This is a genomic window from Methylocystis sp., from assembly GCF_021731785.1.
Classification (GTDB): Bacteria; Pseudomonadota; Alphaproteobacteria; order Rhizobiales; family Beijerinckiaceae; genus Methylocystis.
Genome location: NZ_JAKFWS010000008.1, coordinates 61,657 through 72,560 on the forward strand (window position 1 = coordinate 61,657; position 10,904 = coordinate 72,560).

Consider the following 10,904-nt stretch of genomic DNA (forward strand, 5'->3'; position numbering starts at 1 on the left):
TGGCCTTCTCTGCAATCGCGCTTCAAAGCGCGCTTGCCGCCTGCTATCAGAACCCATGACCGAAAAGAACCGAAATACCCGCGCCGGCTCCGCCGGCGGCGATCGGCCCTTGCGCCGGCCCGCCAAGAAGGCGCCGGCCGCACATGCTGCGCGCGAAGACACGAGGCCAGCAAAGCCACGTTTCGACAAACCTCGCCTTGACAAACCTCGCCTTGACAAACCTCGCCTTGACAAACCTCGCTTTGACAAGCCGCGCTTTGACAAGCCGCGCTTTGACAAGCCCGCCTCCCGCGACGCCGAAAGCGCACGCGGCAAATTTCCCGTCAAGAAGCGCGTCGCCGCGCCTGCGCCCGAGCCCCGGGAAAAGGCCTTCGAAGGCGAGCGGATCGCGAAAGTCATGGCGCGCGCTGGCGTTTGTTCGCGCCGCGACGCTGAGCATTGGATCGCGGAAGGACGCGTCGCCGTCAATGGGCGGGCGCTGACCAGTCCGGCCTTCAATGTGAGCGACAGCGACAAAATCACGATCGATGGCGCGCCGATGCAGGCGCGCGAGCGCACGCGGCTGTTTCTCTTCCACAAGCCCGCCGGCTATGTCACCACCGCGCGCGACGAAGAAGGCCGAGCCACGGCGTTCTCTTATCTTGAGGAGCGCTATCCCGACTTGCCGAGGCTGGTCAGCGTCGGACGACTCGACATCAACACGGAAGGGCTGCTGCTGCTCACCAATGACGGCGGCCTGGCGCGCACCCTCGAATTGCCGGCGACCGGCTGGACGCGGCGCTACCGGGTGCGGGCGCATGGCGTGATTGATCAGACGCGGCTCGATTCGCTGAGCAAGGGCGTGACGATCGACGGCGTCAACTATGCGCCGATAGAGGCGCGGCTCGAACGCGAGCAGGGCGCCAACGCATGGATCGCGATGAGTCTCACCGAAGGCAAGAACCGGGAAATCAAGCGGGTCATGGCGCATCTTGGGCTCGACGTGACGCGACTCATTCGCGTGTCGTACGGGCCCTTCCAGCTCGGCGATCTCGCGGAAGGCGCTGTCGAAGAAGTGCGATTGAAAACGCTGCGCGAGCAATTGGGCAAATCGCTCGCCGAACTCGCTGGCGTTGATTTCGCCGCGCCGCTGCGCGAGAAGGCGCCGGCGGAGCAGCAGGAGATTCGCGAGCGCGCCGAAAATCGTCCGCGCAAACATGTCTCCACGCTGCGTAAAGAACAGGATGAGCGACGCGACGCCGGTCCCCGCGCGCGCGTGACGCGCGGCGCCGTCGCCGACCGCAAGGGACGCGCTGTCGCCGTCGAGCGGGTCACTCCGGTTGCGCGCAAAGCGCTAGAGGCCGCTCCGTCGCGCAATGCACGACGTTTCGAATCGATGCGCGACGAGGGCGCGCGCCAACGGCAAGAGCCGCAATCCGGCCGTCCAGCGCGCGAAAGCAAGCCGCGCGCGGAGCGTTTCGAGCGTGAAGAGGGGCGGCGACGCGACGAGCGGTCCGGGTCCGAACAACGCCGTCCGCCCCGCTTCGACCAACCGCGCAGCGCGCGGCCGGCGCGAGCGCCGCGCGAGCGCGGGTCGGAGAGACGCGACGACGGTCCACGCAGCGAGACCCAGAGATTCGAGAAACGGCCGGACGATCGCGCGAGCGTTCGCGGATATCATCGCGAGTCCAATCGCGATGACGCGCGTTTCGAAAAGCGCCCGCCGCGTCGCGACGGCGATGAGGCGCGACGAGATACGCGCGGAGCCAGCGCGCCACGCCAGGAGCGGCCGCGGACATTCGACAAGCGCCCGGCCCGCACGGGCGAGCGCGAATTTTCGGCAGGCGACCGCGCGGCCCGGGCGCGTAAATATGACCAGCCTCGCGCCAGCGGAGACGCGCGGTCCTCGCGAAGCGGCGGACCGTCCAAGGGCCCCTACAAAGGTCCACGCAGTGGATCAGGCAAAGGTCCCGCTGGCGGCCGAGGCGCGCCGCGCAAGGGGCCGCCCAAAGGTGCGTTCAAGGGCTCGCCCAAAGGACCCTCAAAGGGACCGCGCAAGCCGCGTGGCGCATAGGCTATGCGGATCGTCGGCGGCGCCCTGCGCGGTCGGGCGCTTTCCGGGCCGCGTTCGCAGGCGATCCGACCGACGTCGGACCGGCTGCGCGAATCCGTGTTCGACATTCTCGCGCACCGATTCAGCGATCCGGTTACCGGCGCGAATGTCGTCGATCTGTTCGCGGGCGCCGGGGCGCTGGGCCTTGAAGCCCTGTCGCGCGGCGCAGCGCGCGCGCTTTTCATCGACGACGGCGCAGAGGCGCGCGCTTTGTTGCGCGCCAATATCGAAGCGCTGGGGCTTGGCGGCGTCACGCGCATCTTTCGCCGTGACGCCACGAAGCTCGGCGCCGCGCCGCCGGGCGAACAATTTTCGCTGGCCTTCCTCGATCCGCCCTATGGCAAGGATCTCGCGAAGCTAGCGCTCGCGGCGCTCATCGACGGCGGCTGGCTCGCGCCGGGCGCGGTCGTCGTCGTCGAAGAAAGCGCCAAGGCGCAAGTTGAACTGCCCCAGAATTTGCTGCGCGAAGACGAACGGCGCTACGGCGACACGCAATTCATCTTCGCGCGCTATGCTTGTTAGCGTCGCCGGGCAATCGCAACCCTATTCAAACGCGACTTGGACTCTCGTCACCGCGCGGTCAAAAAGGCCGGTTGGCAGATAGCATAGCGGATTTGTGGCGAGCGGCGCTTCCTTGCAGTGGTCGTGATCGCTTGTCCAGTCATAGCCTGACCGCGCCATGCAACCCAAAATATATGTGCGAATCAGGTTATTCGGATCCAAGCGGCGGTTTTCGGGATATGCCGTCTCTCCGTCCAATTCGCAAACCGACGTCTGGATCTGTTGCGCCTTGAAAAAAGAGGAACTAGAGCCGATCAGTCCGGCTTCAGCTCCGACGACCATTATCATTCCGCCGACAAAAGCCATGACCGCGGTCACCTTGCTTACCTTGAACTGAACGTCGAGTAGCGAGAGCAGGCCGGCGGTCGCCAAAGCGACGCCGACGAAGATCAACACGAGAATCATGACCGTTCTCCGATGTCAGAGTAACTTGTTGACGCCATCTAATAAGAGACGGACACGCTTAAGCGATGACCGCAGGCGGCGACGGCGCGTAGACGATTCATTGCGCCCTGGTTCGACGCGTCTGGCGTCGACGAAAGAACACAACGAGGCTCATGATTGGAGTGTGCGTGTTGAACGGGTCGCGGTCTGCGACTTAGTCACCAGCGTTCAAGTTCTGTTTGAAGCGCGACGGCGCCTTCAGAGTATCTTCTTCAATTCGTACAGCGCCGCGAGCGCTTCGCGCGGCGTCATCTGGTCCGGATCGATCTTGTGAAGCGCGTCGCGCAACGCGTCCTTTTGCGCCGGCGCGTCTGAGATGCGCGCAAAAAGCGGCAGATCGTCGATCAATGTTTCGACCGGGGCGCGCCGGTCCGCCGCTTCCAACTCTCCAAGAATGGCGTGCGCGCGCGCGACGACGCCCGCCGGAAGACCTGCGAGCTGCGCGACATGCACGCCATAGGAGCGGTCGGCGGCCCCTTTGATCACTTCATGGAGAAACACGATTTCGCCGGCGTGATCCGTGACCTTCATCGTCAGATTGACAAGACGCGGCAGTCGCTTCGCCAGCTGCGTCAGCTCGTGAAAATGGGTCGCAAAAATCGCCCGCGAACGATTCACTTCATGCAGATGTTCGATCGTCGCCCAGGCGATCGACAGCCCGTCGAATGTCGCCGTGCCGCGGCCGATCTCGTCGAGAATGACGAGCGAGCGCAGGGTCGCGCAGTTCAGAATTGCTGCGGTTTCGACCATCTCGACCATGAAGGTCGAGCGTCCCCGCGCGAGATCGTCCGAAGCGCCAACGCGAGAGAACAGCCTGTCGACGACGCCGATGCGTGCGGACGTTGCGGGCACGTAAGAGCCCGTCTGCGCCAGGACCGCAATGAGCGCATTCTGGCGCAGATAGGTCGATTTTCCAGCCATGTTCGGCCCGGTGACGACGGCGATCCGGCCGCCCTCGGCGCCGCCTAGATCACAGTCGTTGGCGGCGAACGCCTTGCCCTGAGACTGAAGCGAAGCCTCGACGACAGGATGCCGCCCGCCGGTGATTTCAAAATCGAGCGATGCGTCGATCATTGGCCGCGTCCAGCCGCGCTTGCCGGCGACTTCCGCGAGCGCGCTGTACAAGTCGAGCCGGGCGAAAGCCTCGGCGAGGCGCTGCAAGTCCTCGGCGCCGCCGCAAACCTCGGCGACCAGCGCATCGAAGATCGCCAATTCGCGCGCCAGGGCGCGATCGGCGGCCGACGCGATTTTCGCTTCGAGCTCGACGAGTTCGCGCGTCGAGAAACGCATGGCGTCGGCCATGGTCTGACGATGCGTGAAGGTCGCATCGAACGGCGGCCGCAGCAGCCTTTCCCCGTGCGCCGGCTGAACCTCAAGAAAGAAGCCGAGAAAGTTATTGTGCTTGATTTTTAGCTTCGCTCCGGTGAGCTCAGCATAGCGTCCCTGCAGCTCGGCGATCACCTTGCGGCTTTCGTCGCGAAGGCGCCTTGCCGCATCGAGCTCGCAGTCGAGACCCTCGCGAATGAAATCGCCGTTACGCTTATCGAGCGGCAGATCGTCTCTCAAAGCTGCGGCGATATTTCCGGCAAGCGCGACATCGGCTTGAGAAAGCGTTTGAGTTTCCGCCGCGATCTCCGATGGCGGATCAAGCGGCGCAAAAAGAACGCCGATGCCCCGCGCGGCCTCAAGCGCGCCGCCGACGCTGGCAAGATCGCGCGGTCCGCCACGCTGCAGAGAAAGACGCGACACGGCGCGGGAGAGATCAGGCACGCGCGCCAGCTTGGCGCGCAGCCCGCTGCGCAGTTCCGGCCTTTCGAGAAAGAATTCGACGGCGTCGAGCCGCGCCGCGATCGAGCGCGGTTCGGTCAAAGGCGCCGCCAAGCGCTCAGCCAAAAGCCTGGCGCCGGCGGGCGTGACGGTGAGATCGACGACCGACAGCAACGAGCCCTCGCGCGCGCCGGAGAGCGTGCGCGTCAGTTCGAGATTGGTGCGCGTCGCCGCATCGATCTCGAGCGTGGCCAGTTCGCGCAAGCTCGTCGGACGCATAAGCGCCGGACGATGTTCCTTTTGCGTCCGTTCGACGTAAACAATCGCCGTCGCGGCGGCGGCGAGTTCCACGTCGCTCAAGGCGCAAAAGCCGTCGAGCGTGGCGACGGCGTAAAAATTCATGAGACGCCGCGCTGCGTCGGCGCCGCCGCCAATATCACGGCCGATCAGCGCGATGGGGACGCCGGCCGACTCGAAAAGAGCCGAAAGCGACGGGTCTCTGCACAGCGCATCGACCGCGATGATTTCGCGTGGCTCCAGACGCGCGATTTCCGCGCCAAGCCCCTTCTCTTCACGCTCGCAGACCGTGAACGCGCCTGTTGAGATATCCACGCTGGCCAGCCCATAGCGCCAACGGCCATCCTCGCCGCGCAGACGCGCTATCGCCAGAAAAGCGTTGTGTCTCGCGGGATCAAGCAGCGCGTCTTCGGTGATCGTTCCCGGCGTGACAAGCCGCACGACGTCGCGCCGAACCACCGATTTAGCGCCGCGCTTTTTCGCTTCGGCCGGGTCTTCGATCTGTTCGCAGACGGCGACGCGATGTCCGAGCGCAATGAGTTTTTGCAGATAATCGTTGGCGCGCTCGACAGGCACGCCGCACATCGGAATATCTTCGCCAAGATGCTTGCCGCGCTTCGTCAGCATGATGCCAAGCGCGCGCGAGGCGGTTTGCGCATCTTCGAAAAACAGCTCGTAGAAGTCGCCCATCCGATAGAAGAGAAGGCAATCGGCGTTCGCCGCCTTGATCTCGATATATTGCGCGATCATCGGCGTCGCGCGCGCCGACGCCTTGTCGTCGGAGCTCGGCGTAGGAGGGGGCGCGGCGTGTTTCATGCGCGCCAGTTTAGCCGCCTTGCGACGCGAGCGCCACGCGACGCGAGCGCTTGCATGTGGACGAGCGGTACGCCTCCGCCTAGATTGGTCTTGCGATTGTCTTAACTTCTATTTGGAGACTTCGATGACAGCCGCCGTCCCCCGATTTGTCGCAATTGCCGCGATCGCCGCTTGGCTTAGTTCGGATGCTTTCGCCGTGGAACGCGTCTCGCCGGAATCGACGACTCCCTGGCAGGTCGACAGCACGCCTTTAAAGGCGAAAAGAGCGAATGAAGCCTTCAGCGGCTTCGCCTGCGCGACAAGCGGCATATGCGTGCTCGCCGTCGATGAGGGTCGCCAGGGCGCCTTTATTCGGATCAAAGGCGAGCGGCTAGTTTATGTCGGGGAGCCTTTCACGTACGAGGGCGTGAACAAGGAGCTCGATGCGGAGGCCGCGGCAGTTGATGGCGCTTATTTCTACGTTTCCGGATCGCATGCCGCGAAGCGCAAGACCTGCTGCGATAATCCCGACAGTCGGAGGGTCTATCGGCTGACTGTCGATGAGACCGGCTATCTTCAATCGAGCGCATACAGCGAGCGCTTGTGGGACGCCATGCGCAGCTTGCCCGAGCTTGCGCCATTCGTATTTCCAGGCGGCTGCCGGTGCGAAGTGGCGCAGGGGCGCAACGGCGTCGACATCGAGGGCATGGCCGCTGCGAACGGGCGGCTGTTCTTCGCTTTGCGCGCGCCGAATGTGGAAGGAAACGCCTACATCGTCGGCGTCGAAGCCAAGGCGCTTTTCGAAGGCGGCGATCTTAGACCGTCGCTTGCAAAGATTCGTTTAGGCGCCAACAGGGGCTTTCGTGATCTTGCAACTGTGGGTGGAGAAGCGCTTGCTCTTGTCGGTCCAAGCGATGGCGGGTCGGCCGGGGAATATTCGATCGTTGAATTGCGTGGGCTAACGAAAGGCGCGTCGGTTCAGGCGGAGGAACTCGCAATACTCAATCTCCACGGCGCGCCCGTTGGCGAAAAAGGCGAGCCGATCAAGCCGGAAGCCATCACGGTGCTCGATACCAGTCCCGAGCGCTATCGCTTGCTTGTCCTCTCGGACGGAGGGGAGAATGGCGCGCCCTTGGTCTTCGACATTCCGCGCAAGCCCTAAAAAAGAAAGCCCCGGAAGAATGTTCTTCCGGGGCGCTTCCTTTATCGCCACAGCGCGAGCAGGATGATAATCGGCAGCGGCACGCCGAGCATCCAAAGCAAGATCGACCGTCCCATTTTTTGACCTCCAGTTAGAAGCGAGAGAGCGACGCAAGACCCATGTTTTGATCGCGATGACGTCCACCGAGCGTCGCGGCGGACCAAGCCGCGACCGCGCCGATAAGCATTGTCGCCGCTGAAAGGAACGCAAGAAGGATGCCCCTTTTGCGCGTAGTCTCAGCCGCTTCCTTCGCCTTGGCGTTATCGTCGCGTAAGCGTTCTACGGTTAGATTCACCCGCCCTTCGGCGTCCTGCGGCGAAAGACCGGTACGCGAGGCGAGAACGTTGGCGAGATAGGCGCGATCCTCTCCGCTAATGTCCCCCGTGGCAACGCCGCGTGAGACGATGCGCATCACGATCGCGCGCGGATATTCAGCGGACATCATGACGCCCCGCGCATTGACGTCGCCATCGCCGCGCAAGAGAAAATCCACCCGCTCTTCAACCGGATTGACCGCAGCCGCAAGCGCCGATGTCTCAGTTCTTTCGTTCTCGGCGGACGCCGCCGCGACGACTCCTGCCTTTGCGAGCTGGAATATGGAGACGCCGGCGATAAGCGCGAACACCACCATCGCTGCCGCCCAGAGCACCAAGCCGTGCATGCCGTCACGGACCTCCACCTCTTCTTGTGAAGCGTCCGCGGCGCGCCGGCGCAGGCGTCCCGTCACGTAGCCGCCGACCGCAAAGCTCGAAATGGTGATCCAGAGCACCCAAAGCGTTAGCGCTATGAGATGTACGGACCATGAGGCCCCGCCGTAAGGCGACGTCAACGACAGGCCTATCGCAGAACCGAACGCCCCCATGACAAAAGAGATTGCGCCGGCGACCATTGCGCCCGCGATAATGGCCGGCCAATCGGTGTTGGTCGAACGGCCGGAAACCTCTTCAAAGGCCGTCATAGCGGCCGCTTCGCCGCGCGAGGGTCTGACGCCGAGGCCCGTTTGTGCGTAATCAGTCATCTGACGCCTCCTCAGCGTAAGCCAAGAAACGATAGAATGGCCATGATGACGACGATGAGTCCGACGAGATAGATGATGCCATTCATTTGAAACCTCCGCGCAGCGCTATTGACGAACGATCGTGATCTGAGCCGCGGCCTGTCGGCGGCGCCTGCCCCTAAAACTCTGACGGTGCGCGGTTGTTCCGCGACGCTTGGCGCGTCCGTCTTTGAGGCAAAACGCTTGTGGATGCGGCCACGCTCCGGTTATGGTCGCCGCGCTGCATTGCAACACAAAAGGGGCGGGCATGGCCGACGACATCGCGGAGACTCGGGCGGAAGGAGAGCAGCGCGCGGCGATTTCGGACAAGGAGGCGTTGCTCTTCCATTCGCGCGGCCGGCCGGGAAAGCTCGCCGTCGTCGCCTCGAAGCCGATGGCGACTCAGCGCGATCTATCGCTCGCCTATTCGCCGGGCGTCGCAGCGCCCGTGCTCGCCATCGCCAAGGATCCTTCCGCGGCTTTCGACTATACGACGCGCGGCAATATGGTCGCGGTCATCACCAACGGCACCGCGATCCTCGGGCTCGGCGATCTCGGCGCGCTTGCGGCAAAGCCGGTGATGGAAGGGAAGGCGGCGCTGTTTAAGCGGTTCGCGGACATCGATTCGATCGATCTAGAGATCGATGCGAAGGAGGTCGATGATTTCGTCAATGCGGTCCGTTATCTCGGCCCCTCGTTCGGCGGAATCAATCTCGAAGACATCAAGGCCCCGGAGTGTTTCGTCATCGAGGAGCGGCTACGCGACCTCATGGACATTCCGGTCTTTCACGATGATCAGCACGGCACCGCGATCATCTCGGCCGCGGGCATGCTCAACGCGCTGCTGCTGACGGGCCGCGACATCCGCACAGCGAAGCTCGTCTGCAACGGCGCCGGCGCGGCAGGCATCGCCTGCCTCGATCTTGCAAAGGCTCTCGGATTCGATCCGCGCAACATGATTCTGTGCGACACCAAGGGCGTCGTCTATCGGGGTCGCCAGGAGGGGATGAACCAGTGGAAGAGCGCGCACGCCATCGACGCCAAGGCGCGCACGCTCGCCGAGGCGCTGGAAGGCGCCGACATCTTCTACGGCCTCTCCGTTAAAGGCGCGCTCACGCCAAAAATGCTTCTCAGCATGGCCGACAATCCGATCGTCTTCGCCATGGCCAATCCGGACCCCGAGATCACGCCGGAAGAAGCGCGCGCCACGCGCGCCGACGTGATTATCGCCACCGGCCGTTCCGACTATCCCAACCAGATCAACAACGTTCTAGGCTTTCCCTATATTTTCCGGGGCGCGCTCGACGTTCGCGCGCGCACCATCAACATGGAGATGAAGATCGCCGCGACTCAGGCGCTCGCCGAGCTCGCGCGGGAGGACGTGCCCGACGAAGTGGCGAACGCCTATCGCGGCGCGCGTCCCCGTTTTGGCCGCGACTATCTCATTCCGGCGCCGTTCGATCCGCGTCTGATCTCAGTTATTCCGCCTGCCATAGCGCTCGCAGCGATGGACACCGGCGTCGCGCGCCGGCCGATCGTGGACATGAAGGCCTATCGCGCCGAGCTTTCGGCGCGCCGCGATCCGATCGCCGGGCTGATGCAGATGGTTCACGAACGCGTGCGCCGCGATCCCAAACGCGTCGTCTTCGCCGAAGGGGAAGAGGAGCAGGTGATCCGCGCCGCGCTTTTGTTCGTCCATCAGGGGTTTGGACGCGCCGTGCTGGTCGGCCGAGAGGATCGTGTCAAGGAAGCGGCGGAAAACGCCGGCCTCGAACTTCCAGCCGAGATCGAAATCCACAACGCCAAGCTCTCCCACCGCAACGCCGTCTATGCGCAGTTCCTGTTCGAACGCCTGCAGCGCAAGGGATTCCTGATGCGCGACTGCCAGCGGCTGATCAATCAGGACCGCAATCACTTCGCCGCCGCCATGGTGGCGCAGGGCGACGCCGACGCGATGGTGACGGGCGTGACGCGCAACTTCTCCCACGCGCTCGAAGACGTGCGGCGCGTTGTCGACCACAAGCCCGGTCATCGCGTCATCGGCGCATCGCTTATTCTGGCCAACGGCCGCGTGGTGGTCGTCGCCGACACCGCGATCACCGAAATGCCCGACGCCGAGGAGTTGGCCGAAATCGCGATCGAGGCGGCGGGCGTGGCGCGCCGCATAGGCCTCGAGCCGCGCGTCGCCATGCTGGCTTTTTCAACATTCGGCTATCCGCCGGGCGAACGCACCGCGCGCGTCCATCAGGCGGTCAATGTGCTCGACCGCCGGCGCATCGATTTTCAGTATGAGGGCGAAATGGGCGCGGACATTGCGCTCAATAAGGAATTGATGAGCGCCTACCCCTTTTCGCGCCTTACCGACACGGCGAATGTTCTTGTCATGCCGGCGTTTCATTCGGCCGCCATCTCGACGAAAATGTTACAGGAACTGGGCGGCGCGACCGTGCTCGGCCCGCTGATCGTCGGACTCGACAAACCGATCCAAATCGTCCAACTCGGCGCGACGGACACTGAGATCGTCAATATGGCGGCGCTCGCCGCTTTTGGCGTCGGGGGATGACCAAACCTCCCTTGTTGGGGAGTGTCGCGCCGTAGGCGGGGTGGGCGCCCCCCCGCACCGCGCCCCTACCCACCCACCCGCGCGGTTTCGCCGCGCGACTTCCCCCAAGGGGGAGGCGATCGCACATGAAGCGAGAGACTTACACGAA

The 10,904-nt window shown here is 63.8% G+C and carries 7 protein-coding genes; 4 read left to right on the forward strand and 3 right to left on the reverse strand.

From position 1 onward, the window contains the following. The first annotated feature begins 55 nt into the window (after window positions 1–55). Both QZ964_RS01760 and rsmD read left to right on the forward strand, forming a co-directional pair. A complete protein-coding gene (locus QZ964_RS01760) occupies window positions 56–2,053 on the forward strand; it encodes a pseudouridine synthase (protein WP_292528273.1) in 1,998 nt (665 codons plus the stop codon). Window positions 2,054–2,056: 3 nt separating this feature from the next. After that, the gene (rsmD, locus tag QZ964_RS01765) at window positions 2,057–2,614 is read left to right on the forward strand and encodes a 16S rRNA (guanine(966)-N(2))-methyltransferase RsmD (RefSeq protein WP_292528275.1); all 558 of its coding nucleotides are present in this window, start codon (window positions 2,057–2,059) and stop codon (window positions 2,612–2,614) included. A 21-nt stretch (window positions 2,615–2,635) separates the two neighbouring features. On the opposite strand, the gene QZ964_RS01770 is transcribed toward rsmD, so the two are convergent. Together QZ964_RS01770 and mutS are read right to left on the reverse strand one after the other, a co-directional pair. Then, the gene (locus QZ964_RS01770) at window positions 2,636–3,049 is read right to left on the reverse strand and encodes a hypothetical protein (protein ID WP_292528285.1); all 414 of its coding nucleotides are present in this window, start codon (window positions 3,047–3,049) and stop codon (window positions 2,636–2,638) included. Window positions 3,050–3,295: 246 nt separating this feature from the next. Next, window positions 3,296–5,977 (reverse strand): DNA mismatch repair protein MutS, encoded by a 2,682-nt coding sequence (mutS, locus tag QZ964_RS01775; protein ID WP_292528277.1) that lies wholly within the window; start codon window positions 5,975–5,977, stop codon window positions 3,296–3,298. 124 nt (window positions 5,978–6,101) lie between these two features. Between mutS and QZ964_RS01780 the strand changes: the two genes are divergently transcribed. Next, on the forward strand, window positions 6,102–7,118 hold the full coding sequence (locus QZ964_RS01780) for a DUF3616 domain-containing protein (protein ID WP_292528278.1): 1,017 nt from the start codon (window positions 6,102–6,104) through the stop codon (window positions 7,116–7,118). Window positions 7,119–7,248: 130 nt separating this feature from the next. Here the strand turns inward: QZ964_RS01780 and QZ964_RS01785 are convergent, their stop codons facing one another. After that, window positions 7,249–8,175, reverse strand: coding sequence for a hypothetical protein (locus QZ964_RS01785; protein ID WP_292528279.1), 927 nt, complete (start codon window positions 8,173–8,175; stop codon window positions 7,249–7,251). Between the two features lie 286 nt (window positions 8,176–8,461). Between QZ964_RS01785 and QZ964_RS01790 the strand changes: the two genes are divergently transcribed. Next, window positions 8,462–10,756, forward strand: coding sequence for an NADP-dependent malic enzyme (locus QZ964_RS01790; RefSeq protein WP_292528281.1), 2,295 nt, complete (start codon window positions 8,462–8,464; stop codon window positions 10,754–10,756). The last annotated feature ends 148 nt before the right edge of the window (window positions 10,757–10,904 follow it).

Excerpts from the sequence above, each read along its gene's own strand:
- QZ964_RS01760 (WP_292528273.1), top strand. The coding sequence starts at position 56 with ATGACCGAAAAGAACCGAAATACCCGCGCCGGCTCCGCCGGCGGCGAT.
- QZ964_RS01780 (WP_292528278.1), top strand. The coding sequence starts at position 6,102 with ATGACAGCCGCCGTCCCCCGATTTGTCGCAATTGCCGCGATCGCCGCT.
- mutS (WP_292528277.1), bottom strand. The coding sequence starts at position 5,977 with ATGAAACACGCCGCGCCCCCTCCTACGCCGAGCTCCGACGACAAGGCG.
- QZ964_RS01790 (WP_292528281.1), top strand. The coding sequence starts at position 8,462 with ATGGCCGACGACATCGCGGAGACTCGGGCGGAAGGAGAGCAGCGCGCG.
- QZ964_RS01785 (WP_292528279.1), bottom strand. The coding sequence starts at position 8,175 with ATGACTGATTACGCACAAACGGGCCTCGGCGTCAGACCCTCGCGCGGC.
- rsmD (WP_292528275.1), top strand. The coding sequence starts at position 2,057 with ATGCGGATCGTCGGCGGCGCCCTGCGCGGTCGGGCGCTTTCCGGGCCG.